The organism is Paraburkholderia elongata, assembly GCF_013177735.1.
Classification (GTDB): Bacteria; Pseudomonadota; Gammaproteobacteria; order Burkholderiales; family Burkholderiaceae; genus Paraburkholderia; species Paraburkholderia elongata.
This window is the reverse complement of sequence record NZ_WOEZ01000064.1, coordinates 1-24,095: the sequence shown is the minus strand read 5'-3', so window position 1 is coordinate 24,095 and position 24,095 is coordinate 1. Positions and strand designations below refer to the sequence as shown.

Annotated in this window: 20 protein-coding genes and 1 tRNA gene; 10 read left to right on the top strand and 11 right to left on the bottom strand. The window is 61.6% G+C overall.

The annotated features are described in order from the left end of the window. Positions 1–39 precede the first annotated feature (39 nt). From dprA to GNZ13_RS13130, 3 genes are all read left to right on the top strand, one after another. Positions 40–1,164 carry a DNA-processing protein DprA gene (gene dprA / locus GNZ13_RS13140; protein ID WP_172164638.1) on the top strand — a complete coding sequence of 375 codons (1,125 nt, stop codon included), beginning with the start codon at positions 40–42 and terminating at the stop codon, positions 1,162–1,164. A gap of 89 nt (positions 1,165–1,253) precedes the next feature. After that, the gene (locus GNZ13_RS13135; protein WP_172164635.1) at positions 1,254–1,631 is read left to right on the top strand and encodes a thioredoxin family protein; all 378 of its coding nucleotides are present in this window, start codon (positions 1,254–1,256) and stop codon (positions 1,629–1,631) included. Positions 1,632–1,880: 249 nt separating this feature from the next. Then, the gene (locus tag GNZ13_RS13130; protein WP_172164632.1) at positions 1,881–4,559 is read left to right on the top strand and encodes a DNA topoisomerase III; all 2,679 of its coding nucleotides are present in this window, start codon (positions 1,881–1,883) and stop codon (positions 4,557–4,559) included. A 149-nt stretch (positions 4,560–4,708) separates the two neighbouring features. Here the strand turns inward: GNZ13_RS13130 and GNZ13_RS13125 are convergent, their stop codons facing one another. Both GNZ13_RS13125 and GNZ13_RS13120 read right to left on the bottom strand, forming a co-directional pair. Beyond that, positions 4,709–5,809 (bottom strand): LysR family transcriptional regulator, encoded by a 1,101-nt coding sequence (locus GNZ13_RS13125; RefSeq protein ID WP_172164629.1) that lies wholly within the window; start codon positions 5,807–5,809, stop codon positions 4,709–4,711. 342 nt (positions 5,810–6,151) lie between these two features. Next, on the bottom strand, positions 6,152–8,020 hold the full coding sequence (locus tag GNZ13_RS13120) for a phosphoenolpyruvate carboxykinase (GTP) (RefSeq protein ID WP_172164626.1): 1,869 nt from the start codon (positions 8,018–8,020) through the stop codon (positions 6,152–6,154). Between the two features lie 386 nt (positions 8,021–8,406). Here GNZ13_RS13120 and GNZ13_RS13115 point away from each other — a divergent pair, with 386 nt between their 5' ends. After that, on the top strand, positions 8,407–9,420 hold the full coding sequence (locus GNZ13_RS13115; RefSeq protein ID WP_172164623.1) for a D-2-hydroxyacid dehydrogenase family protein: 1,014 nt from the start codon (positions 8,407–8,409) through the stop codon (positions 9,418–9,420). A 102-nt stretch (positions 9,421–9,522) separates the two neighbouring features. Here the strand turns inward: GNZ13_RS13115 and GNZ13_RS13110 are convergent, their stop codons facing one another. Both GNZ13_RS13110 and GNZ13_RS13105 read right to left on the bottom strand, forming a co-directional pair. Continuing rightward, positions 9,523–10,398: a patatin-like phospholipase family protein gene (locus tag GNZ13_RS13110; RefSeq protein ID WP_172164620.1), complete on the bottom strand. Its 876-nt coding sequence runs from the start codon at positions 10,396–10,398 to the stop codon at positions 9,523–9,525. A 44-nt stretch (positions 10,399–10,442) separates the two neighbouring features. Next, positions 10,443–10,847 (bottom strand): PaaI family thioesterase, encoded by a 405-nt coding sequence (locus GNZ13_RS13105; protein ID WP_172164617.1) that lies wholly within the window; start codon positions 10,845–10,847, stop codon positions 10,443–10,445. A 202-nt stretch (positions 10,848–11,049) separates the two neighbouring features. On the opposite strand from GNZ13_RS13105, the gene GNZ13_RS13100 reads away from it, so the two are divergent. The 3 genes from GNZ13_RS13100 to GNZ13_RS13090 all read left to right on the top strand — a co-directional run bounded on the left by GNZ13_RS13100 (position 11,050) and on the right by GNZ13_RS13090 (position 12,680). Beyond that, positions 11,050–11,125 (top strand) — tRNA-Lys (locus tag GNZ13_RS13100). A gap of 134 nt (positions 11,126–11,259) precedes the next feature. Then, entirely contained in the window at positions 11,260–12,006 is a 747-nt protein-coding gene (locus GNZ13_RS13095) for a UPF0149 family protein (protein WP_236001980.1), read from the top strand. An 86-nt stretch (positions 12,007–12,092) separates the two neighbouring features. Continuing rightward, positions 12,093–12,680, top strand: coding sequence for a LysE family translocator (locus tag GNZ13_RS13090; protein WP_172164614.1), 588 nt, complete (start codon positions 12,093–12,095; stop codon positions 12,678–12,680). 8 nt (positions 12,681–12,688) lie between these two features. Here GNZ13_RS13090 and GNZ13_RS13085 read toward each other — a convergent pair whose 3' ends face one another. Next, the gene (locus tag GNZ13_RS13085; protein ID WP_407945628.1) at positions 12,689–13,534 is read right to left on the bottom strand and encodes a helix-turn-helix transcriptional regulator; all 846 of its coding nucleotides are present in this window, start codon (positions 13,532–13,534) and stop codon (positions 12,689–12,691) included. A 276-nt stretch (positions 13,535–13,810) separates the two neighbouring features. Here GNZ13_RS13085 and GNZ13_RS13080 point away from each other — a divergent pair, with 276 nt between their 5' ends. Both GNZ13_RS13080 and GNZ13_RS13075 read left to right on the top strand, forming a co-directional pair. Then, the gene (locus tag GNZ13_RS13080; RefSeq protein WP_172164608.1) at positions 13,811–14,470 is read left to right on the top strand and encodes a PadR family transcriptional regulator; all 660 of its coding nucleotides are present in this window, start codon (positions 13,811–13,813) and stop codon (positions 14,468–14,470) included. Continuing rightward, positions 14,467–15,834, top strand: a complete 1,368-nt coding sequence (locus GNZ13_RS13075) for an FAD-dependent oxidoreductase (RefSeq protein WP_172164605.1) — start codon at positions 14,467–14,469, stop codon at positions 15,832–15,834. Before GNZ13_RS13080 ends, GNZ13_RS13075 begins: the two co-directional genes overlap by 4 nt. A 13-nt stretch (positions 15,835–15,847) precedes the next feature. Here GNZ13_RS13075 and GNZ13_RS13070 read toward each other — a convergent pair whose 3' ends face one another. The 5 genes from GNZ13_RS13070 to cadR all read right to left on the bottom strand — a co-directional run bounded on the left by GNZ13_RS13070 (position 15,848) and on the right by cadR (position 20,425). Continuing rightward, on the bottom strand, positions 15,848–16,642 hold the full coding sequence (locus GNZ13_RS13070) for an ABC transporter substrate-binding protein (protein WP_172164602.1): 795 nt from the start codon (positions 16,640–16,642) through the stop codon (positions 15,848–15,850). Positions 16,643–16,733: 91 nt separating this feature from the next. Beyond that, positions 16,734–17,888, bottom strand: coding sequence for a pyridoxal phosphate-dependent aminotransferase (locus tag GNZ13_RS13065; RefSeq protein ID WP_172164599.1), 1,155 nt, complete (start codon positions 17,886–17,888; stop codon positions 16,734–16,736). Between the two features lie 345 nt (positions 17,889–18,233). Then, complete coding sequence (gene dbpA, locus GNZ13_RS13060; RefSeq protein WP_172164596.1) at positions 18,234–19,637, bottom strand: ATP-dependent RNA helicase DbpA; 1,404 nt, start codon at positions 19,635–19,637, stop codon at positions 18,234–18,236. Between the two features lie 44 nt (positions 19,638–19,681). Beyond that, entirely contained in the window at positions 19,682–19,882 is a 201-nt protein-coding gene (locus GNZ13_RS13055; RefSeq protein WP_028197690.1) for a hypothetical protein, read from the bottom strand. A 111-nt stretch (positions 19,883–19,993) separates the two neighbouring features. Then, on the bottom strand, positions 19,994–20,425 hold the full coding sequence (gene cadR, locus GNZ13_RS13050; RefSeq protein ID WP_172164593.1) for a Cd(II)/Pb(II)-responsive transcriptional regulator: 432 nt from the start codon (positions 20,423–20,425) through the stop codon (positions 19,994–19,996). A gap of 81 nt (positions 20,426–20,506) precedes the next feature. On the opposite strand from cadR, the gene GNZ13_RS13045 reads away from it, so the two are divergent. Further along, positions 20,507–23,062 (top strand): heavy metal translocating P-type ATPase, encoded by a 2,556-nt coding sequence (locus GNZ13_RS13045; RefSeq protein WP_172164590.1) that lies wholly within the window; start codon positions 20,507–20,509, stop codon positions 23,060–23,062. Positions 23,063–23,140: 78 nt separating this feature from the next. Here the strand turns inward: GNZ13_RS13045 and GNZ13_RS13040 are convergent, their stop codons facing one another. Next, positions 23,141–23,824, bottom strand: a complete 684-nt coding sequence (locus GNZ13_RS13040) for a DUF799 domain-containing protein (protein WP_172164587.1) — start codon at positions 23,822–23,824, stop codon at positions 23,141–23,143. Positions 23,825–24,095: the final 271 nt, after the last annotated feature.

Below are 24,095 nucleotides of genomic sequence, written 5' to 3'. Positions count from 1 at the left end.
CCCGCCTGCCCGCTGGCCCTGTAAGAGGATCGACTTTCAATGCGTACCTTGCCCGCAACCGATATTGAACTCGCCGCCTGGCTGCGGCTTTCGCTCGCGCCGGGGCTGAAACCCGCTGCCCTGCGTTTACTGCTGAGCGCTTTTGGACTGCCGGAAGCGATTTTCAATCAATCGCCCGAGGCACTTGCCGCGATCGCGGGCGAGGCTACGGCGCGCGCTGTGCTGGCACCGCCCAGCCCAGACTTCGACACGCAACTCGACGCGGTGATCGCATGGCGCGAGCTGCCCGGCAACCACGTGGCGACCCTCGACGATCCTGCCTACCCGCCCGCGCTGCTGACCATGCCCGATCCGCCGCCGCTACTATATATAAAGGGTCGGCTGGATATGTTGCACACGAGGGCGGTCGCCCTGGTGGGCAGCCGCAGCGCGACACCGCAAGGTGTTGAAGACGCCGAGCGCTTCGCGCGTGAGCTTTCGCAAGCCGGCGTCACTATCGTGTCGGGGCTGGCGCTGGGTATCGACGGTGCCGCGCATCGGGGCGGACTGGAAGGTGTCGGCGGCACGGTGGCCGTGATCGGCACTGGCGCGGACCTCGTGTATCCGGCCGCGCATCACGCGCTGGCGCGGCAGATTGCTGCGCAAAGCGCGATCCTTTCGGAATGGCCGCTCGGCACGCCGGCGCGCGCCGCCAATTTTCCGCAGCGTAACCGCTTGATCGCCGGCCTCGTCAGCGGGGTTGTGATCGTCGAGGCTGCTATGCGCTCGGGCTCGCTGATCACGGCTCGGCTTGCCAATGAAATGGGGCGCGATATCTTCGCATTGCCCGGCTCGATCCACGCACCGTTGTCGCGCGGTTGTCATCGAATTATCAAGCAGGGCGCCAAGTTGGTGGAAACGCCCGATGAGGTGCTGGAGGAATTGGGCTTCGACAAACCGGCGGTCGCGGCGCCTGCATCACCAGCAACGCAGCCGCCGGCCATGAGCGCCGAAGCATTGCAACTCCTCGACGCACTCGGTCATGCCCCCGCTACGCTTGAAATTCTTGCCACCCGCACCGAGATGGGGGACGCGGCATTGCAAAACACGCTGCTGCAACTCGAACTCGCCGGCCAGGTGACCGCGCTGCCCGGCGGCCGCTTCACGCGAGGGACCCACGGCTGACCCCGCATTGACGAGGGTTGACCACGATTCGGGATCGGCCATGCTACATTCGCGCCAAAGCACCTGACAAAAGTACGCAAGGAACCACCATGCCCGCGCTAAATCTCGACACGGACCCTGACCGGATTGCCGAGCGCGTCAATGAACCCGACACGCTGTTCGTTGCCTGCTTGTGCGCGGAGTGGTGCGGGACCTGCCGTGAGTATCGGGATGCCTTCAACCGGCTGGCGGATAAGCATCCGGAGATCTGTTTCGCCTGGATCGACATCGAAACCCATGCGGACCGCTTCGACGATCTGGATGTCGAGAATTTCCCCACCATCCTGATCGAAGACTCAGTAACGACACGTTTTTTTGGCACGGTTTTGCCGCAGGCAGCGATTGTGGAGCGGATGTTGTCTGACCTGACGGCCGTGCCCGGCGTCAGCGGCGCGCCCAAATTGCGGCCCGCGCTGGCCGTCGCATGAATCTGACCACCAGCCGCTGAACCTTGCGGCACGGGCGTTGCGAGCGGTACACGGCGCGTTTACCGCAGCTTGCCCAGTTACGGAGCGCGCAACTATCATGGCGCGCTTTTTATGGCACTTGACACGCCGCTCTCGCGCCGTGTGCTATAAAGCGGTCGTTATTGGGTCGCAAAGGTCGCAAACGAGGGTCGCGCGCTTATTCGCGCACTCAAGGCCATCAACCCGGATCTACCAACCTCACATCGAGTCATGTCCAAAGCACTGATCATCGCCGAAAAGCCTTCCGTCGCGAACGACATCGCGCGCGCTTTGGGCGGTTTTACCAAGCATGACGAATACTACGAAAGCGACGACTATGTCCTTTCCTCGGCAGTCGGCCACTTGCTGGAAATCGCCGCGCCCGAAGACTATGAAGTCAAACGCGGCAAGTGGAGTTTCGCCAACCTGCCCGTCATTCCGCCGCATTTCGATCTGAATCCGATCGCCAAGAGCGAGTCGCGCCTGAAGGTGCTGACCAAGCTGCTCAAGCGTAAAGACATCGACCGCCTGATTAACGCATGTGACGCGGGGCGCGAGGGCGAGCTGATTTTCCGCCTGATCGCGCAGCACGCGAAAGCCAAGCAGCCAGTGCAGCGCCTGTGGCTGCAATCCATGACGGCCGGTGCGATCCGCGACGGCTTTGCCCGTCTGCGTAGCGACGAAGAAATGCAGCCGCTCGCCGACGCGGCGCGCTGCCGCTCGGAAGCGGACTGGCTGGTCGGCATCAACGGCACGCGGGCCATGACCGCGTTCAACAGCAAGGGCGGTGGCTTCTTCCTGACCACGGTCGGCCGGGTGCAAACACCGACGCTGTCGATCGTCGTCGAGCGCGAAGAAAAGATTCGCCGCTTCGTGCCGCGTGATTATTGGGAAGTGAAGGCGGATTTCGTCTGCGCGGGCGGCTTCTACGAAGGCCGCTGGTTCGATCCGAAATTCAAGCGCGACGAGTTCGATCCTGAAAAGCGCGATTCGCGTCTGTGGGCACTGCCTGCAGCTGAGACAATCGTCGCGGCCTGCCGTGGCCAGATCGGCACGGTGACAGAAGAATCGAAGCCATCCACGCAACTGTCGCCGGCGCTATTCGACCTGACCAGCTTGCAGCGTGAAGCCAACGGCCGCTTCGGCTTCTCGGCCAAGAACACGCTTGGCCTCGCTCAGGCGCTGTACGAAAAGCACAAGGTGCTGACCTATCCCCGTACCGACGCGCGCGCGTTGCCGGAAGACTATATGGATACGGTCAAGGAAACGCTCGGCATGCTCAAGGAGAGCAACAACTATCTCCCGTTTGCCAAGCAGGTGTTGGACAAGGGCTGGGTAAAGCCGAACAAGCGCATCTTCGATAACTCGAAGATCAGCGACCACTTCGCAATCATCCCCACGCTGCAGGCGCCGAAGAATCTGTCCGAACCGGAACAGAAGCTCTACGACCTGGTTGTGAAGCGCTTCCTGTCGGTATTCTTCCCGGCCGCCGAATTTCGTGTGACGACGCGGATCACGGAAGTGGTCGGCCATCACTTCAAGACTGAAGGCAAGGTGCTGGTCGAACCGGGCTGGTTACAGGTCTATGGCCGCGAAATCAGCGGTGAAGACGCGAACCTCGTGCCGGTGCAAAAAAACGAGAAGGTCAAGACGGACAAGATCGCCGCCCAGCAACTGGTGACGAAACCGCCCGCACGCTACAACGAAGCGACCTTGCTGTCGGCCATGGAAGGCGCGGGCAAGCTCGTCGAAGACGACGAATTGCGCGAAGCCATGGCGGCCAAGGGGCTCGGCACGCCTGCCACGCGCGCCGCCATCATCGAAGGGCTGCTCGGCGAAAAGTATCTGATCCGCGAAGGCCGCGATCTGATTCCGACCGCCAAGGCTTTCCAGCTAATGACGCTGTTGCGCGGCCTCGGCGTGAAGGAACTGACCGCGCCGGAATTGACCGGCGAATGGGAATACAAGCTCTCGCAGATGGAGCGTGGCAACCTGCCGCGCGACGCGTTCATGCAAGAAATCGCCCGCATGACGCAAACCATCGTCAAGCGCGCGAAGGAATACGATTCCGACACGATCCCGGGCGATTACGCGACGTTGCAGACGCCATGTCCGAATTGCGGCGGTCAGGTGAAGGAAAACTATCGGCGCTTCGCGTGCTCGAAGTGCGAGTTCTCGATCTCCAAGATTCCGGGCGGACGTCAGTTCGAAATTCCGGAAGTTGAAGATCTGTTGCAGAACAAGACGATCGGACCGCTGTCGGGTTTCCGCAGCAAGATGGGCCGTCCGTTCTCCGCGATCCTGAAGCTCTCGTTGGATGACGAGATCAAGAACTACAAGCTCGAGTTCGACTTCGGTCAGGATTCGGGCGGAGAAGACGGCGAACCGCCTGACTTCTCCGAGCAACAATCGATCGGCGCATGCCCGAAGTGCAAGGGTCGCGTGTTCGAACACGGCATGAGCTATGTCTGCGAGAACTCGGTTGCAAATCCGAAGACTTGCGACTTCCGCTCGGGCAAGGTGATTCTGCAGCAGGAAATCGCGCGTGAGCAGATGGCGAAATTGCTCGAAGAAGGACGCACCGACCTGCTGACGAACTTCAAGTCGTCGCGTACCGGCCGCAACTTCAAGGCGTTCCTCGTCAAGCAGAACGACGGCAAGATCGGCTTCGAATTCGAGAAGAAAGAGCCGTCGGCCAAGACAGCAGCGAAAACCGCGGCCGCTAAGACGGCAGCGAAGACAGCGCCGGAGTCGGACGATGAAGATGCAGCGGTCGCAGTGAAGGCTGCACCAGCCGCCAAGAAGGTAGCAGCGAAGAAAGCGGCCGCGACCAAGACTGCGGCTGCAAAGACCGCAGCGGCCAAGAAAGCACCGGCCAAGAAAACGGCAGCGCGCAAGACCGGTTCGTAATCCGGACGGGTGGCCGGAAGCGCATTCAGCTTGCGGCCAGCTCCGAAATTGCCAGGAAAAAAGGCGCAGTCACTTACGTGACTGCGCCTTTTTATTTGTCGGCCAGACAGCGCTTACCTCAAGCGCCGCCAGCGCCATCGCCAGACTAGTTACAGCGGCGACAGAGCGGTGGGCCGTGGACGATTCGTCGTCTTTCCCAAAGTCTTCGGCACTGGCGACAACTCGCTATCCAGCAGCCGTGACAGCGGCTCAGCGCCGTCGAACGCTTCCGGCGGCATGGGGTCCGCCGAATCGAGCGCTGTGGACGTGGCGGGCCTCCCAAGGCCGTCCTTGATCCACTGCTCGCCGAGCAGACTGTTCGGCGTCTGGCTGAAATGCTCGACCAGATGATCGATAAACGTACGCACCTTTGCCGGCAAGTGACGACGGCTCGGATACGCGATGTTGATCTCGACTTGCGGCAAACGGAAATCGCCGAGCAAACGCACGAGCCTGCCGCGCGTCATGTCGCGGCCGATCAGATAGCTCGGCAAAATCGCGATGCCCATGCCGAGCAACGCGAACTGACGCAGCATTTCCGTGTTGTTGGCCACGATCACGTTGACCGGCCGCACGCGCAGTTCACCTTCGGAGCCCGTGAATACACGCTCGTCGCCCCAATACTCGGAGGGCAAGCTCAGGCACGGATGCTCGAGAAGATGCTCGGGACGCGTGGGCGTGCCGTGCTTTTCCAGATACGCGGGCGTCGCGCACACCGTCATACAACCGGTGGTCAAACGACGCGTGACGATGCTCGCACTGCGCATTTGCCGCGTGACCACCACGCCCACGTCGAAACCTTCTTCGACCAGATCGACCTGACGGTCCACCAGCGTGACATCGGGAATGACTTTCGGATAGCGCTCCGCGTACGTCTGTAGCACGGGCGCGAGGTTATGTAACCCGAACACGACCGGTGCGACTATTCGCAATGTGCCGACGGGTTCGTGATTGCGCGCGACCACCATCTGCTCGACGTCTTCCAGTTCGTCGAGAATCTGGCGCGCACGCTCGAGATAAACCTGGCCGGATTCGGTCAGAGACAAGCTGCGGGTTGTGCGATTGAGCAGCCGCGTACCAAGACGGCCTTCGAGGTCGGCAACGTGACGGGTGGCAACTGCGTTGGAAATATCCATCGCGCTCGCAGCGCGGGCAAAACTGCCGAGATCCGCCACTTTGACGAAAACTCGCATCGACTGCAAATGATCCATAGGACAACTCCTGCCGTGTTACTGCTTCCTGACAATTAGTGAAAACCAGTGAAGCGAACTTGGAATTCTCCTACGACTCGCGAAATCGTGCAGAAGTTGCCCGCCAAAGCGGAAATATTGTCGATATTTGTGCCACTGTACTCCCCAGTGTGGGGCATGAACCTCGATTGTTTCGAAGGAAGCAACAATCTGCTGCACTGCAGCTTGCACTGTCTTTTTTGTTCGAACAGATGCAAAGGTCGCCCCGGCATTGCGAAATCCGAAAAAGTCGCGATGCGGGGTCGGACTGGAAAAGAAAAGCCGCCCGAAGGCGGCTTCCGTGCGAAGTGAACACTCACCTAATCAGGCAGCGAGTTTTCCCTCAAGCGCGCGTTTTGCCTCGGTCAAAGCCGGCGGCAGACCTTGCTGCAATGTGTCAAACAGCGCGGCATGCAGCGCGAGTTCGTCGCGCCAGGCCGCGTCGTCGACCGAGATCACCTGCTGGAATTGCTCGCGGCTGAAATCCAGGCCGCTCCAGTCGATGTCTTCGTAGTGCGGCGACACACCGAACGCGTGCTCCTGACCTTGCGCCTTGCCTTCAACGCGCCCGACCATCCAGCTCAACACACGCATGTTCTCGCCGAAGCCCGGCCAGACGAACTTGCCGTCCGCGCCCTTGCGGAACCAGTTGACGCAGAAGATTTTCGGCAGCTTCGCGCTCAGTTTCTCGAGACGCTCGCCGGTTTTCAGCCAGTGCCCGAAGTAGTCGCTCATGTTGTAGCCGCAGAACGGCAGCATCGCGAACGGGTCGCGGCGCACCACGCCTTGCTGCCCCGCCGCCGCCGCGGTTGTTTCCGAGCCCATGGTCGCCGCCATGTAGACGCCTTCGACCCAGTTGCGTGCTTCGGTGACGAGCGGCACTGTGGTCGAACGGCGACCGCCGAAAATGAACGCGTCGATCGCGACACCCGCCGGGTTCTCCCAGTCGGCGTCGATCGACGGACATTGCGAGGCTGGCGCCGTGAAACGCGCGTTCGGGTGCGCGGCCTTGCGCCCGCTCTCCTTCGCGCTCGCCGGCGTCCAGTCCTTGCCCTGCCAGTCGATCAGGTGCGCGGGCGGCTCGTTGGTCATGCCTTCCCACCAGACGTCGCCGTCGTCCGTCAGCGCGACGTTCGTGAAGATGACGTTTTCCTTCAGCGTGGCCATCGCGTTGAAGTTGGTCTTTTCGCTCGTGCCCGGTGCGACGCCGAAATAGCCCGCCTCAGGGTTGATCGCGTACAGACGGCCGTCCTTACCCGGTTTGATCCACGCAATATCGTCGCCGATCGTGGAGATTTTCCAACCGTTCAGGCCTTCCGGCGGAATCAGCATGGCAAAGTTGGTCTTGCCGCAAGCCGACGGAAACGCCGCCGCGACGTGATGCTTGCGCCCTTCCGGCGACGTCACGCCAAGAATCAGCATGTGTTCGGCGAGCCAGCCTTCGTCGCGACCCATCGTGGACGCGATGCGCAGCGCGAAGCACTTCTTGCCGAGCAGCGCATTACCGCCGTAGCCCGAGCCGTAGCTCCAGATTTCGCGCGATTCGGGGAAATGGACGATGTATTTGGTGTCATTGCACGGCCACGATACGTCTTTCGCGCCGGCCGCGAGCGGCGCGCCGACCGAATGCACGCATGGCACGAACTCGCCGTCTTCGCCCAGCACCTCGTACACCTTGCGACCCATGCGCGTCATGATGCGCATGTTGGTCACCACGTACGGGCTGTCGCTCAACTCGACGCCGATATGCGCGATCGGCGAACCGAGCGGCCCCATCGAGAACGGCACAACGTACATGGTGCGGCCGCGCATGGCGCCGTCGAACAGGCCGTCGAGCGTCGAGCGCATCTCAGCCGGTTCGATCCAGTTGTTGGTTGGCCCGGCATCTTCCCGGCGCTTTGAGCAGATGAACGTGCGGTCTTCGACGCGCGCCACGTCCGACGGATCGGAGCATGCGAGATAGGAATTAGGACGTTTGGCGGGATTGAGCTTCTTGAGAGTGCCGGCTTCGACCATCTGGGCACACAGGCGGTCGTACTCTTCCTGTGAACCGTCGCACCAGACGATTCGATCGGGCTTGGTCTTGGCGGCAACGCGCTGGACCCAGTCGATCAGTTTTCGGTGTTTGACCCACTCGGGCGCCCCTGCGGACGCCTCGACGGTGGGTTGTCCTTCGAATGAGGGATGATTCATCGACTTGTCTCCGTTTTGAAAGCAATAGAAAAACGGTACAAGCCCAGCGATGCTGCATGCGAGAGGCGTTCAATTCATCGCGCCGACATTTCTACAAACCGACGCGCAATTGTGCAGATCATCGTGGGCCACACGGCCTGTTGCGCGGAGGTGCCCGAACGGCCTTGCCGACGGCCTTCTGCAACCGTCTGTAAAGCGACTTGCCTCAACACGCAACAAACTGTTAAAAACGATGTCAATCGGCCTTGCCGTGGCGCTGCCGTTCTTCGCGGCAACTTCTACGGTAAGGCATCCAGCCAGACCGGCATGTGACCTAGGTCACATGGTGGGACAGTCAGCATAACACTCCGTTCCGCACCGCTAAGGTGCGCCGCAAGACACATACCATGAAGATTGCCATCCTCGACGATTACCAGGACGCCGTCCGCAAGCTCGACTGCTTTCAACTGCTTGCCGACCATGAGGTCAAAGTTTTCAACAACACCGTCCGCGGTCTCGGTCAGCTGGCGAGCCGTCTCTCCGAAGTCGACGCTCTGGTCCTGATTCGCGAACGTACCCGCATCAGCTCCCAACTACTCGACAAGTTGCCGCGTTTGCGCATGATCAGTCAGACTGGCAAGGTCTCCAGCCATATCGATCTGGCAGCCTGTACCGAGCGCGGCATCGCCGTGCTGGAAGGCAGCGGCTCACCGATCGCACCGGCCGAACTGACGTGGGCCCTCATCATGGCGGCTCAGCGGCGGATTCCGCAATACGTAGCAAACCTTAAGCAAGGAGCCTGGCAGCAATCCGGTTTGAAGACGTCGGCACTGCCGCCGAACTTTGGTTTGGGTCAGGTATTGCGTGGTCAGACGCTGGGGATCTGGGGTTACGGCAAGATCGGCCGGCTAGTTGCCGGATACGGCAAGGCGTTCGGTATGAACGTGCTGATCTGGGGTCGCGAGCATTCGCGTGAAGCGGCAAGCGCTGATGGATATGGTGTGGCCGAGAGCCGCGAGGCACTGTTCGAGCAGAGCGATGTGCTGTCGCTGCACCTGCGTCTGCATGACGACACGCGCGGCATCGTCAAGCAGGAAGATCTGATGCGGATGAAGCCGACCGCGTTGCTCGTGAACACGAGCCGGGCCGAACTGCTCGACGAAAACGCGCTGGTGAGCGCGCTGTCGCACAACCGTCCGGGGATGGTCGCGATCGATGTCTACGAAAGCGAGCCGATTCTGCAGGGCTACAGCCTGCTGCGCATGGAGAATGTGATCTGCACTCCGCACATTGGCTACGTGGAGCGCGAGAGCTACGAGTTGTATTTCACCGCGGCATTCCAGAACATTCTGGCTTTCGACGCCGGCGATACGACCAGCGTGGCGAATGCGGAAGCGTTGCAGGGTGGGCGTCGGCGTTAATCCTTCGCGGTAGTTTCGGGCTTCAACCTGCGCGCCAATCTCGTTGGCGCGCGGCCTGCGACCCGCGCAGCGGTCCTGGAAACCGAGCCCCCGTTGCTCACCTCAGCGCGCTTCGTGCGCGCCGGCTTCCAGCAGATCGGGCATGCGTTCCAGAAAGGCCTCGCCGTCGGTGCGGCCGAGGTTGTACGCGTGCACCATCTGCGACGGACTCGTGTAATCCCAACTCGAAATCGGCACCTTGCGCGACGGCTGCACGTAGAGCCGTTGCTGCACGCCGTGCGGCACGACGAACATCTGCGGCCGGGGATAAAGGCGCGTGACCATCACCAGCACGTTGCCGGGCGCCTCGGCGTCGAGCGCCCCGACCGGCACGTTGTCGACCATCCCGCCATCCAGCACCGGCCGGCCATTGCGCCGTAAAACCGGCGTGAACGGCGGCGTACTCGACGATTGCAGAATCAGATCGGCGAGATCCTCGACCGTCGCGCAATCCTGCGCGCGCACGAATTCCGGATGAAAACCGAGCGTCTGACCCAGTGTCGGATGCAACGTTTTGCGCACGTATTTCTCGATGTTGTACGCGATCAGGCCCGCGGCGACCGCGCTTCGCGCGCCCAGCCAGCGCGGTAGGTGCGAGACCCCGATGCGGATTTCAGGCGCTTCGGCGAGCGTGGAGAATTTGTCGCTGTAGATGTCGAGCAGCGCCTGCCGGTAGATCCGGTAATGCGGAAAAACCGATTCGCCGCGCAGCAGATTGCCCCAGTACGCGTTGCGGGTGTTGTGGCGCAGCGCGTCTTCGTAATAGCGCATGACCCAGTCGGAATCGCGCGTGTAGAGCATGCACGCGGTGGCGGCGCCGGCCGAAATGCCGGCGATGACGCGCGGACGGATATCCAGCTCCGGCTGCACCACGTCCCAGAATCCCGCCTGCCACCAGCAGCGATTGCCGCCGCCGGCGAATACGACCTGATCGAACATCTTGGCTTTTTCCTCTAATGCAGCTTGCGGGCCCGTTTCGGGCCTCAGTCGAACAGCGCGTAGGTAGTGGTGGCATGGACGGCCATGTTGCCGGCTTCGTCGAATAACTCGACTTCGCCGAACACGAGATTGCGGCCCATGCGCAGCACGCGCGCGGTGATCAGCACGTCGCCGTTGCGAACCGCGCGCATGAAACTGATGTTGAGCGAGACGGTGCTCATCGGCTTGAAGCCGCCAAGCGCGGCCGAAATCGCGACAATCATTGCCGTGTCGGCGGCCGCCATAAAGACCTGGCCGCAGATCACGCCGCCGGAATGGCGCAGCCCGCCGGAAAACGGCAGGCGCAAAGTCGCACTTTCTTCGTCGACCTTGACCGGGGTCAGCGTGAGCGCGCGGACCCACGGGGCGAGGATGCGGTCGAGCAGCTCGGTAATTTCTTTGTCATCCATGGCGGTCCCCGGTCGAATGCCGCGCGACGGTTCGTGCGGCAGATATCCGCGACATGATACCGGGACGGTGAACCGCGCGCCTTCCCGGTGCGTGACGGCAGGCAGCGCACGCGCCGGGCAGCCCAGTCCAGATTTTTTTAAGAAATCTGCTAACGGGGGCTTGGCAATCTCGGAAAGTTACTGCATAATTTCGCTTCTGTTTGGGGCGTTAGCTCAGCTGGTAGAGCAGCGGACTCTTAATCCGTAGGTCGACAGTTCGAATCTGTCACGCCCCACCAAAGTATTCAACAAAAAGCCCGGTCCTTGCGACTGGGCTTTTTGCTTTGCGGCGCCGGTACCGTGTGAGCAAGCCGACTCCGCATTCCCCCGACATGCCATCGGGACCCACGATTTGAAGCGCCGGAGCCTCACTATGTCCAAGTCAAAGTTAAGCCCGGGCGATCTGGGTGCCCCGCTCTCCGAAAAAGAGTTCGAAGAACTCGATGAGTTTCTGATTTCCGATCAGACGTCGGAAGAGACACTGACGATCGAGGGCTTGGACGGTTATCTGACCGCGTTGGCCATCGGGCCCACTACCGTACCGCCCAGTTACTGGCTGCCAGGCGTCTGGGGCCCCAGCGAGGATGACGCTCCTGCATTCGAAACAATGGAACAGGCGCAGCACATTCTCGGACTGATCTTGCGGAACATGAACGGCATCATTACCAGCCTGGAAAATGACCCGGATGGGTTCGAACCGGTGTTTGGCTTCAGCCGCACTGACGACAATGAGCGCGAATACATCGACGGCGAAGCGTGGGCTTTCGGCTTCATGCTGGGCCTCGCGGTGGTTCGGGCAGATTGGCAACCGCTGTTCGATAGCGAGCAGGGCCTGAACTGGCTGCGTCCGCTACACCTGATGGGCTCAGAGGGGCTTACGCCGGAAGAGTTGCAATTGATCGGCACGGCAGAACAGCGCGAAGTCCTTACCAAACAGATTTCCGCCAGCGTCGCCGCGATCTATCGTTACTGGCTTCCCCACCGTCAGGCCGTCCATGAGCGAAAGCTCGCCGCGGCAATGCAACGCACCGAACCGAAGGTCGGCCGCAACGACCCCTGCCCTTGCGGCAGCGGCAAGAAATTCAAGAAATGCTGCGGCGCTGCGGCGACGCTTCACTGAAAGCAATTTCCTTCAATACACCCCGCCCCACTGCCCGATACCGTTGAGCGTCGCAAATCCTGCGCACTCACGTATCGAGGCATCAGATGACCGTCTTACTCTCCATGGCCGCGTTTGCGTTGGCCTCGTCGATTTCTCCCGGTCCGGTCAATGTCGTCGCGCTCAGCGCCGGCGCACAACATGGATTCACCGCCAGCATGCGGCATGTGACCGGCGCGACCGTCGGGTTCACGCTGTTGCTGTTGCTCATCGGTCTGGGCCTGCATGCGTTGCTCGCGCATTTCCCCAATCTGATCGACATCGTCAAATGGGCAGGCGTGGGGTTCCTGCTTTACATGGCCTTCAAACTCGCCGTCGATGACGGCAAGCTCGGCGCGGACAAGCCCACCCGAGGGCCATCATTCGCCTACGGCGCGGCAATGCAATGGCTCAATCCGAAAGCCTGGCTCGCTTCATTAGCCGGCATGGGCGCCTACGCGGCCGATGGCGACGGGCAACTCGTCTGGCAATTCACCGTCGTGTACTTCGTGGTTTGCTATCTGTCGATTGCCAGTTGGGCGTATGCCGGCACGTTCCTGCGTCGATACTTGCAGGAGCCGAAGCGCGTGAGGTTATTCAATCGTGTGATGGCGGCTTTGCTCGCGGCAAGCGCGTTGTATCTGCTGATAGCGTGAAGCCGGCGTCAACTGCGATACTGCCCCGGCGTCGCCGCGACCAGCCGCTTGAAGGTCCGCTGCAAATGCGCCTGATCGGAAAAGCCTGCATCGAGCGCGACGTCCGCTATCGGGTAGCCGCGCCGGAGTTGCGCGCGGCTGTACTGGATGCGTCGATTGATCAGATACGCGTGCGGCGTCATGCCATAACGCTGCTTGAACGCGCGGATCAAGTGCGACGCGGACAGCTCAGCCGCCTTGCAGACATCCTCCAGCTTCAGCGGACGGGTGCAGTTTTCGGCGATGAATTCCGCGGCTCGCGCGAGTTGGCCGCTCGCGTCGTAAGCGGGCAAGGGTGCCGGATTCAGCTTCTGTTGTACTTCCGAGAAAAACGTGAGCGCAGCGCTTTCCTTGCGCATCGGCTCGCGATCGTCGTCGATGAGGGTCGCGTATAGACGGTTCAAACCGTCGAACAACGCCGGGTCCGTCGTCATGGTCTGCGAGAAAGCGCGAAACGCGTGGTTGTCGCTGAAACCTAGGTCGTGTTGTAAAACCTTGAGCCAATCGACATCGACGTGCAGCATCCAATACGACCAGCGCTCGTCGGCAACCGGGTTACACGCGTGCACGTCGTCCGGATTCATCATCACCACCGCACCGGCGCCGATCCATTCACTCGCGTGACGATTTACATACACGCTATGCCCGCCGGTGACGGCGCCGATCGAGAACGTCTCGTGCGAGTGTTTGGCATAGCAGACCTCGCGGCCATCTTCGATAGAACGCGCCTCGATGAACGGCAACGCTTCATCGCGCCAGAACTTCGGCGCCGCAGCTGTAACCGCTGAATCACTCCAGTCGCTCGTCCCGCTCATCGTGTGGTCCTCGGTCATGTGCTTTATCCCATCGCGGCTTGGTCGCCTGCGCACGTCGGCGCGCATCACATTCATGCGCTTCATCCCATCGCAGCTTCGTCGCCTGTGCACGACGTCGTCGGCGTCGCATCACATCGTAACGGGGCAATCCGCCGCGTGCCAGCGCTGGAAACATTAGGCCCACAGAAAACCCGACATTCCGTGCTTGCCAACCTCGAAAATCTATAGTTATATTATGACTAGCTAAACAAAGACTAGCTCGCCGCCGCCCTAACTATGGTCCGCCACTCTCCGCTCGCCCTCGCCGTCCTCGCCATGTTGACTGAAATGCCGATGCATCCGTACCGAATGCAGCAGCTCATCAAGGCACGCGGCAAGGACGAGGTCATCAACGTCGGTCAGCGCAACAGCCTGTACCAAACGATCGATCGCCTGGTGCGCGGTGACCTGATTGCCATCCGCGAAACGGAACGCGACGGCGCGTTCCCCGAACGCACGATCTATGAAATTACCGAAGCCGGCCGCGACACCGGCCGTCTGTGGTTGCGCGAGCAGCTCGCGCAACCCGCCCGCGATTTCCCGGCCTTTCCGGCCGCGCTCTCCTTCCTGCCGCTGCTCTCGCCTGACGACGTGTGCCGCCAACTCGAGACCCGCATCGGCGCGCTCGAACGGGAATTGACCCGGCTCGACGACGCCACTGCCCACGCCACCCGGATGCAAGTGCCGCGGCTTTTCCTGCTCGAAGGCGAACTGGTGCGCGCGCAATTGGTTGTCGAGCTGGACTGGGTTCGCAGCGTGGTGACCGATCTGAAAGCCGGCACGCTGACCTGGAGCCCGGCATGGCTCGAAGAAATTGCTCAACGTTTCACGCTGCCGGCCGGCGAATACAAGTACAGGCTGGCCCAACCTGGCGCAAAGAAGGAGGCGAAGTCATGAATCGTGAACCCATGGAGGTGATCGTGATCGGGGCCGGCACGGGTGGCCTCTGTCTTGCGCACGGATTGAAGCGCGCCGGCATCAATGTGAATGTCTACGAACGCGACCGCACGCGCGCGGGCGGTTTGCAGGGCTATCGCGTCGGTATCAATCCGCACGGGCTGGCGTCGCTGAAAGCATGCCTTCCACCAGAACTTTATGCGACGTTTCTGGCGACCTGCGCACGCACGCCCGGCCACTTCAACATCCTGACCGAACGAATGACCGAATTGCTCACGGTGCCGCTCGAAGACGAATCGATGAGCGGCGGCAAATCGGTCAGCCGAATGACACTCAGGCAAGTGCTGCTCACGGGCCTCGAAGCGCACGTGCATTTCGACAAGACTTTCACGTCGTATGAACAGCATGCCGACGGCAACGTCACCGCGCATTTCGCGGACGGCACCCACGCGACCGCGGATCTGCTGATCGGTGCTGACGGCGCGCGCTCGAAGGTGCGCCGCCAATTGCTGCCACACGCGCGGCTGGAAAACACCGGCATCGTCAGCGTCGGTGCAAAGGTGCCCATGGACGAAACGTCACGCGCGTTGCTGCCGCCCAAGGTGCTCGACGGCATCACGCTGATCAACGCGCCGAAGGGCTTTGGCGGCATCGTGCATGTGATGGAATTTCCGTGGCGTGCGGACGGCGACGGAATGAAGGAAGGCACCGGCAATAACGACGCCGAGTTGCTCTCGCGCTGGCCGGGATTGCTCTACGACAACACGCGCGACTATCTGATGTGGGGTGTCTGGGGCGCATTGCGCAACTTGCCGGCCGATCCCAAACCGCTCGGACAGGCCGCGTTACTCGCGCTCGCCACGCAGATCACCGATGGCTGGCATCCCAATCTACGCGCCCTGATTCGCGCATCGGATCCGTCCACCGCTTTCAGTGTCGATGTGCGCACGTCGGTTCCCGTCGACGCATGGCCGACCACCAATGTCACGGTCCTGGGTGATGCGGTGCATCTGATGACGCCGGGCCGCGGCGTCGGTGCGAACACCGCACTGCGCGATGCCGCGCTGCTTGCTGCGCGTCTGGCCGATGCACAACAAGGCAAGCTGTCGGGTCACGACGCCGTCGCGGGTTACGAGGAGGAGATGCGCCGCTACGGCTTTCACGCGGTCGCGGAATCGCGCAAGCAGTTCGATGCGCGCGGCGCGCTGCATCGGCCGGTGGTCGGACGGATGGCGTTGAGCGCCATGCGCACCAGCTTGCGCGTGGTGAACAACGTGCCGATGCTCAAGCGCCGCATGATCGACGCCGAAAACGAATTTCGCGGCGCCGATCGTCACGCGGCGCCCACCGCGCAAGGGCAGTAATACGGTCAATAAGTTACTTCGACGAGACGTCGATATTGCCGAGATACTTCGCCGCCAGCGTCTTCACCGTACCGTCTGCCTGGACCTTCGCAATCGCTGCGTTCAGCTGATCACGCAGCGCGGTGTCGCCCTTGCGAATCCCATACGCGATGCCGCTGCCGAGGATCTTGTCATCGCGCACCGGCTGACCGACGAACGCGTAGTCCTTGCCGTTAGGCTTCGACAGAAAACCCGTCTGTCCAGCCGGCGCGAGAACGAGCGTCGCATCGAGTCGGCCCGCCACGAGATCGGTATACACCTGGTTCTGGTCCTGATACGGCACGACGGTGACGCCAAGCGGTTCCCAATGTGTCTTCGCGAAGGTTTCCTGTATCGACGCCTGCAACACGCCGACGCGTTTGCCCTTCAACGATGCCGGCGTCGGCAGCAAACCGCTGTCGCGCTTCGCGATCAGTTGCGTCGGCACGCGATACACGACGGTCGTGAAATCGATCGCCTGACGGCGCTGTTCGGTGGCGTTCATCGCCGAATTGATCGCGTCGAACTTGCGGCCCTGCAGCGCGGGAATCAAACCGTCGAACGAGGTCTCGACCCATTTGCACGTCATATGCGCAGCGACGCAGACAGCATTGCCGACGTCGATGTCGAGACCTTGCAGGTCACCGTTCGGCCCTTTCGATTCGAACGGCGGATACTGCGCCTCGAGTCCGAAACGTAGCGTCGACGTGTCGGCGGCAATCGCGGCAGACGAGGCGGCGATCGCTGCGAATGCGCAAGTCAGCGCCCATAGCGGCTTGAGCAACTTCATATCAGGTCCCTTTCCCTTTGTTTCGTTGTAACAGCAACCGCGCGACGATCATACTGCGGCCAAAATGCCGCTGTTTCGTGCAGCCGGTCAATCAAATTTCGCACAAACGCCGCGCGCCTTCGATCAAGGTCGCGTCGTCCTTCGAGAAGCTCAGGCGAATCAAACCGGAATCCGTGCTGTCGGTATAGAACGCCGACAACGGGATCGTCGCGACACGCGCATCGCGAATCAGGCGCAGCACGAAATCGCTATCGCTTTCCTCGGAGAAACCGCGAAACCGCGCGAGCATGAAGAAGCTGCCTTCGCTCGGCAACAATTCGAAGCGCGACTCGCGCAACGCATGGGCGAGCAGATCGCGCTTCTTCTGATAGAACGCGGACAGACCGAGATAGCTTTCGCGATTGGCCAGCGCATCGACAAACGCGTACTGCATCGGTGTATCGGCAGAAAACACCATGAACTGATGGACTTTGCGAATCTCGTCCATGAGCGCGGCAGGCGCGAGGCAATAGCCGACGCGCCAACCGGTCACGTGATACGACTTGCCGAACGACGACACGATCACGCTACGCTCCGCAAGTTCGGAGTCGCAGGCCATGCTCTGATGTTTGGCGCCGTCGAACACCACGTGTTCATAGACTTCGTCGGAAAGAATCACGATATCCGTGTTGCGCGTCACGGCCTTCAGACGCGCGATGTCGGCCTCGCTGAACACGGTCGCGGTCGGGTTGTGCGGCGTGTTGATGATGATCATGCGCGTCTTCGGCGTGATCGCGGCGGCGACCTCATCCCAGTTCACGCGGAAATCGGCGAGCGACAGTTTGATCGGGATCGGCGTCGCGCCTTGCAGGCGAACGATCGGGCCGTAGCTATCGAATGATGGCTCGAAGTAAATCACTTCGTCGCCAGGATGCACCAACGCGCTGATCGTCGAATACAGGCCTTCGCTGGCGCTGGCGATCACGGTGACTTCACTCGACGGGTCGTAGCGCACGCCATACAGCGTCTCGACCTTGTTGGCGAGCGCTTCGCGCAGGGCGAAGATGCCGGCCATCGGCGCGTACTGGTTATGACCGGCGCGCATGGCTTGTGCGACACCGTCGATCAGTTTCGCGTCGGGCGCGAAATTCGGCGCACCTTGCGACAGGTTCAGCGCGTCGTGTTGGGCGGCCAGTTGGCCGATCACGGTAAAAATTGTCGTGCCTACGTCAGGCAGTTTCGAGCGGGCTTGCATGGCGCTCTGCATAAGGCTTTCTCCCTTTCTCCATCCGGCAGCGGATTCGCGGACCGCTTACAGCGCGGCGGTCTCATCCGGTTTGATGAATTAGGCATCAGCCAAAGAACGGTCACAATCGAAACTTTGTCATGCACGGCATGCATTTACGTCATGGCTCGCGCAATGCCGCGCTGGGGCAGGCTAAAGCAATGAAATCGGGGGTTTGGCGGGAGAAATATAGCCGCGCGGGGAGCGCGTAAAACAGCCGAGGTATGACGTAATGTGATGCGGGTGGAACGGCTGCGATCGCGCGATCGCAGCCGTTGTCGACCGTAACCCGCCGAATAATCGACTGGTTAATCGATTAGCCGACGATCAGGCCTCATCCATCATGCGGACTTTGACCTTCTTGCCCTTCACCTTGCCGGCGCTGAGCTTGCGCAATGCCTCGCGCGCGACGCTGCGCTCCACGGCCACATAGGTCGACATTTCGGTCACGTTGATCTTGCCAATCTGCGAACCGGCGAAACCTGCTTCGCCGGTCAGTGCGCCGAGCACATCGCCCGGACGGATCTTTTCCTTGCGGCCGCCGAGAATTTGCAGCGTTTCCATCGGCGGCAGCAACCGCTCGTTGCTCGCGGGCTTGAGATCGGCCAGCTTGTGCCACTCGACTTCCCGCTTCTGCGCCTGTTCGAGACTGCCCACGCGGCCCATCTCGTTCATGCTGGCGAGACTGAGCGCCCAGCCTTCCTGATCGGCGCGACCCGTTCGGCCGATGCGGTGCACGTGCACTTCCGGGTCCGGCGTCACGTCGACGTTGATCACCGCTTCGAGCTCCGCGATGTCTAGACCGCGCGAGGCAACGTCGGTGGCGACCAGCACCGAGCAGCTGCGATTCGCGAACTGGATCAGCACCTGATCGCGTTCACGCTGATCGAGTTCGCCGTGCAGCGCGAGCGCGTGAAAACCCTGCGCGCGCAGCACGTCGAGCAGATCGCGGCATTGCTGCTTGGTGTTGCAGAACGCCAGCGTGCTCACCGGACGATAGTGGTTCAGCAGCAGACCGACAGCATGCAGACGCTGGTCTTCGGTTACTTCATAGAAGCGCTGACGAATCTTGGTGTTGTCGTGCCGCTCGGCGAGCTTCACTTCTTTCGGATTACGCAGGAATTGCTGGCTGAGTTTGACGATGCCTTCCGGGTACGTCGCGGAAAACAGCAGCGTTTGCCGCTCTTTCGGACATTGCTTCACCACGGTCGCGATATCGTCGAAGAAACCCATGTCGAGCATGCGGTCGGCTTCGTCGAGCACCAGCGTGTTGAGCGACTGCAACGGCAGGCTGCCGCGCTCGAGGTGATCCATGATCCGGCCCGGCGTGCCGACCACGATGTGCGCACCGTGTTCGAGGCTGGCGGTTTGCGGACGCATCGGCGTGCCGCCGCACAGCGTCAGCACCTTGATGTTTTCTTCGGCGCGCGCCAGACGGCGGATTTCCTGCGTGACCTGATCGGCGAGTTCGCGCGTCGGGCACAACACCATCGCCTGCACGGCGAAGTTGCGCACGTCGAGGCGGTTGAGCAGCGCCAGCGAAAACGCCGCGGTCTTGCCGCTGCCGGTTTTCGCCTGGGCGATCAGATCGTTGCCTGCCAATGCGATCGGCAGGCTCGCGGCCTGAATCGGCGTCATCTCAACATAGCCGAGCTGCGTCAGATTGGCGAGCGTCGCGGGCGGTAGCGGTAGCTGGCTAAACGGCGCGCCGGCTTGGGTGGGAGTGTTCATAGGGTGATGGCTCGCTATCGACTGAAGAGGCTAAAGGCCAGGGACTATTCGGCCATGGGGCCGGTGGCGGGACGGCCTTCGATCTGCTCGTACAGTACCGAGCCATCTTCCCCGTCGAAACGTTCGACGTAATTGCGCGCGCCGCACATCGGGCAACGGAACAGGAGTCCCTGCCCTTCATTCTTGATGACTACGTCCGACATCTCCCACTGCTCGCCACAGGGCTGGTTTCTACAGGTAAACACGTTGATTCTCCAACTGGATTCGATTGTTTATTGGGCGGGCCGGATAAATGGCCCAGCCGTGAATGCTGTCACTGCCATGGTCGGCGGCGCCGTCAGTACCGGCGGAGACCTTCAACCCAAATGCGTATGCCGCACCCGCGTTGCGCTCACGTCCATCTCGTTGAGGCCCTGGACGATGCCGCAGTCCTCAACGGCCTGTTCGCCGTGGCATTGCTCGCGCAGCGTGGTCAGTTGTGCTTTCAGTTGCTTCAATTCGTCGATACGCGTGTCGACGTGCGCAATGTGCTCATCGATCAAGGCATTGATGCTGCCGCAGCCGTCCGCCGGTGCGTCCGTCAGACGCAGCAACGCGCGGATTTCGTCGTGGGTCATATCGAGCGCACGGCAATTGCGAATGAAGCGCAGGCGTTCGACGTGCCTCGCCGTATAGCTGCGGTAATTGGCCTCGGTGCGCTCCGCTTCGGGCAACAGGCCCTCTTTTTCGTAGAAACGGATGGTTTCGGTCGTGCAATGGGCGATTTTCGCCAGTTCGCCAATTTTCATGGACCCTCCCGGATTGCGGCCTTGACCTTGTAGTGGCTTCAAGGTGTTTACTAGACCACAAATCGAACCAGGAAGCCACCCATGCCTCACGCCGACCTCGCCGAAGCGGACCGCCCGGAACAAGCCAAAGCCTTTGCCCACGGGCACGAAGGGCATGCCCACGCGCATGCCGATGAAAATGCTCACGTTCATGGGCACGGCGAAAACTGCGGTCACGACCACAAAGCGCGTGCTCAGGGGCCGGATCATGAACATGCTCACGCACACGGCGACAGCTGCGGCCACAGCCACGAAGCGCACGCTCAGGAACAGGAGCACGAACACGCTCATGAGCACGGTGAAAGCTGCAACCATGAGGCCAAAGCGCACGCTCACGAGTCCGATCATGCTCACGGCGACAGCTGCGGCCATGACCACAAAGCGCACGGCCATAGCCATGCGCACGCCCACCGCCATGCCGAGGCAGGCTGTTGCGGAACGGCGCATGTCGCGCCCACGCCGATCAAACTCCCGCAATCCGAAGCCGTCGGCAGCGACCTGCGCACCGCAATCCGCATCATGCAGATGGACTGTCCGACCGAAGAAGCGCTGATCCGCAAGAAATTCAGCCGCATGCCGTCCGTGCGCAGCATGGACTTCAACCTGATGCAGCGCGTGTTGACCGTTGTCCACGCACCGGACGCCCTCGACTCGATCCTCGCCGCGATCCGTTCGCTCGACTTCACGCCTGAGTTGGCAGACGCGAACCCAGACGCAGCAGCCGCTCCTCAAGCGCCGCCCAAGCCGTGGTGGCCGCTAGCGCTCGCAGGCATCGTTGCGGTGGGCTCAGAGGCCGCCGGTTGGCTTGGCGCCCCTGTCTGGCTGGCTGCGGGTCTGGCGCTCCTCGCGATCGCCTCCTGCGGCCTCACGACCTACAGAAAGGGCTGGCTCGCGATCCGCAACGGCAACCTGAACATCAACGCGCTGATGAGCATTGCGGTGACCGGCGCGCTGATCCTCCAGCAGTGGCCGGAAGCCGCGATGGTGATGGTGCTCTTCACGATTGCCGAACTGATCGAAGCGAAGTCGCTCGACCGCGCCCGCAATGCCATCCATGGGCTGATGCAACTTACGCCCGAACAGGCCAGCGTGCAGCAAGCCAACGGCAGCTGGCTGCCCACGGACCTCAAGTCGATCGCGCTCGGCGCAGTGGTGCGCGTGAAGCCGGGTGAGCGGATTGCGCTCGACGGCGAAATCGTCACGGGCCGCTCGAGCGTCGATCAGGCGCCGATCACCGGCGAAAGCCTGCCGGTCGACAAGACCGTGGGCGATGCGGTGTTCGCCGGCACGATCAACAAGGCCGGGTCGTTCGACTATCGCGTCACGGCCGCAGCCAGCAACACGACGCTCGCGCGCATCATTCACGCGGTCGAAGAAGCACAAGGCAGCAAAGCGCCGACCCAGCGTTTCGTCGACCAGTTCGCGCGCGTCTATACGCCGATCGTGTTCGCTGCTGCACTCGCCGTGGCGGTGTTGCCGCCGCTGCTGTTCGGCGGACAGTGGCACGAATGGGTCTACAAGGCGCTGGTGATGCTGGTGATCGCTTGTCCGTGCGCGCTGGTGATCTCGACGCCGGTGACGATCGTCAGCGGCCTCGCTGCTGCCGCGCGCAAGGGCATCCTGATCAAAGGCGGCGCCTACCTTGAACAGGGCCGCAAGCTGAGCTGGCTCGCGCTCGACAAAACCGGCACGATCACGCACGGCAAGCCGGTGCAAACCGAGTTTGAGATGCGCGCCGACGTCGACGTGGTTCGTAGCAGGACACTCGCGGCGAGCCTTGCGGGTCGCTCGGATCATCCCGTGTCGATGGCGATCGCGGCAGCGGCGAAAAGCGAAGGCATCGCCAGCGCCAGCCTCACAGTCGACGCCTTCGAGGCACTGCCAGGCCGCGGCGTGCGCGGCGAAATCGACGGCTTGCCGTATTGGCTCGGCAATCATCGGCTGGTCGAAGAGCTCGGACGTTGCTCGGCGTCGCTCGAAGCGCGGCTGGACGCGCTCGAGGGGCAAGGCAAAACCGTCGTGATGCTGCTGGATGCCGAACGCGTGCTCGCTTTGTTCGCCGTCGCCGATACGGTGAAGGACACGAGCCGCGCCGCCATCGCCGATTTGCACCGCCTCGGCGTGCGTGCCGCCATGCTCACCGGCGACAACCCGCACACGGCAGCCGCGATCGCGCAGCAAGTCGGCATCGACGAAGCACGCGGCAATCAGTTGCCCGAAGACAAGCTGAACGCGGTAGCGCAGTGGTCGCAGGAAGGCACGACGGTCGGCATGGTCGGCGACGGCATCAACGACGCCCCCGCATTGGCGCGCGCCGACATCGGCTTTGCGATGGGCGCGATGGGCACCGACACCGCGATCGAAACCGCCGACGTCGCCTTGATGGACGACGATCTGCGCAAGATTCCGCAGTTCATCCGCCTGTCGAAGGCAACGCATTCGGTGCTGGTGCAGAACATCGCGCTGGCATTGAGCATCAAGTCCGTCTTTCTCGTGCTGACGTTGATGGGCCTGGGCACGATGTGGATGGCCGTATTCGCCGATGTGGGCGCGAGCCTGCTGGTGGTGGCGAACGGCTTGCGGCTGTTGCGCAAATAGCGCGCATTCGCGGAACAACGACGCATGAAAAAAGGGCGACCCGCAGGTCGCCCTTTTTTATCGCCTCACGTCAGCGCATCAGAATGCCGCTGTATCTGAACCATAAGCCTTGTCGTACGGTCCCGCCGGCAAACCTGTGCCGTACACACCCACCGCGTTAAAATTCGCCTGACGGGCGAGCGGAATATAGTCCGGCTTCGCCTTTTCGATTGCCGCAGCGACCGCCGCCGAAATCAACACGCCGATCAAGCCGCCGCTCGAATTCACCTGCGGCGAATAATTCAGCACCTCATGGTTCTTCCACAACTCCTCGCCGGTGGTGCCGCTCTTCAGCGAGTAGTCGAGCTCGACCGTCGTAGTGGTTTTCAGCACCACGTATTTCGATTCCCAATGCTTGATGCGGATGTACATGATCGCATCGGCACCGAACATCTTACCGAGCGCGGTCGGATCGTTCGAGTGAACCATGTTGGCGTCGGACAGGCCATCATCGGCCATGACCTTCTTGGTCAGATTGACCGGGAACACGTAGTAGCCGCGCTCGGCGATCGGACGCGAGATGGTCGACAGGAAGAAGTCCGGCGCGCTCACGTCGACGCTTTCGTTGACCACCGGCACCACCAGGATCGAGTGCGGCGCCTGAGCGCGGAACGCAGTGTAGTCGGCATGTTTTTGCGCCGTCTTGACCGGCGCACAAGCGGCCAGTGCGGCCACCACCACGGCAGCAACGGCCGTACGAAGTAAGGAATGAATGCGCATCATGGTTTTTGGGTCGGGTTAGCCCAACTTTCGCTATTCGCGGCCTCGGCTGATGCCAAGTCATTGATTTTAAATGACGTGCATATCAACAGTCTTCACTACAGGGCGTACGTTTTGGTAGCGGCCACTGGCGATGGCCGGGCCGTAATTTTCGGCGGTGGCTGTGCGGGCAAGGTCAGGCGCAAATGGTCAAGCAGCAGGCGGTGCTCTGGTTCTGGCTGGGTGTAGCGAGACAGGATCAGGTCGCGTCCGTCAGTGGTCGGCAGATGAACGT

Excerpts from the sequence above, each read along its gene's own strand:
- dprA (WP_172164638.1), top strand. The coding sequence starts at position 40 with ATGCGTACCTTGCCCGCAACCGATATTGAACTCGCCGCCTGGCTGCGG.
- GNZ13_RS13135 (WP_172164635.1), top strand. The coding sequence starts at position 1,254 with ATGCCCGCGCTAAATCTCGACACGGACCCTGACCGGATTGCCGAGCGC.
- GNZ13_RS13130 (WP_172164632.1), top strand. The coding sequence starts at position 1,881 with ATGTCCAAAGCACTGATCATCGCCGAAAAGCCTTCCGTCGCGAACGAC.
- GNZ13_RS13125 (WP_172164629.1), bottom strand. The coding sequence starts at position 5,809 with ATGGATCATTTGCAGTCGATGCGAGTTTTCGTCAAAGTGGCGGATCTC.
- GNZ13_RS13120 (WP_172164626.1), bottom strand. The coding sequence starts at position 8,020 with ATGAATCATCCCTCATTCGAAGGACAACCCACCGTCGAGGCGTCCGCA.
- GNZ13_RS13115 (WP_172164623.1), top strand. The coding sequence starts at position 8,407 with ATGAAGATTGCCATCCTCGACGATTACCAGGACGCCGTCCGCAAGCTC.
- GNZ13_RS13110 (WP_172164620.1), bottom strand. The coding sequence starts at position 10,398 with ATGTTCGATCAGGTCGTATTCGCCGGCGGCGGCAATCGCTGCTGGTGG.
- GNZ13_RS13105 (WP_172164617.1), bottom strand. The coding sequence starts at position 10,847 with ATGGATGACAAAGAAATTACCGAGCTGCTCGACCGCATCCTCGCCCCG.
- GNZ13_RS13095 (WP_236001980.1), top strand. The coding sequence starts at position 11,260 with ATGTCCAAGTCAAAGTTAAGCCCGGGCGATCTGGGTGCCCCGCTCTCC.
- GNZ13_RS13090 (WP_172164614.1), top strand. The coding sequence starts at position 12,093 with ATGACCGTCTTACTCTCCATGGCCGCGTTTGCGTTGGCCTCGTCGATT.
- GNZ13_RS13085 (WP_407945628.1), bottom strand. The coding sequence starts at position 13,534 with ATGAGCGGGACGAGCGACTGGAGTGATTCAGCGGTTACAGCTGCGGCG.
- GNZ13_RS13080 (WP_172164608.1), top strand. The coding sequence starts at position 13,811 with ATGGTCCGCCACTCTCCGCTCGCCCTCGCCGTCCTCGCCATGTTGACT.
- GNZ13_RS13075 (WP_172164605.1), top strand. The coding sequence starts at position 14,467 with ATGAATCGTGAACCCATGGAGGTGATCGTGATCGGGGCCGGCACGGGT.
- GNZ13_RS13070 (WP_172164602.1), bottom strand. The coding sequence starts at position 16,642 with ATGAAGTTGCTCAAGCCGCTATGGGCGCTGACTTGCGCATTCGCAGCG.
- GNZ13_RS13065 (WP_172164599.1), bottom strand. The coding sequence starts at position 17,888 with ATGCAGAGCGCCATGCAAGCCCGCTCGAAACTGCCTGACGTAGGCACG.
- dbpA (WP_172164596.1), bottom strand. The coding sequence starts at position 19,637 with ATGAACACTCCCACCCAAGCCGGCGCGCCGTTTAGCCAGCTACCGCTA.
- cadR (WP_172164593.1), bottom strand. The coding sequence starts at position 20,425 with ATGAAAATTGGCGAACTGGCGAAAATCGCCCATTGCACGACCGAAACC.
- GNZ13_RS13045 (WP_172164590.1), top strand. The coding sequence starts at position 20,507 with ATGCCTCACGCCGACCTCGCCGAAGCGGACCGCCCGGAACAAGCCAAA.
- GNZ13_RS13040 (WP_172164587.1), bottom strand. The coding sequence starts at position 23,824 with ATGATGCGCATTCATTCCTTACTTCGTACGGCCGTTGCTGCCGTGGTG.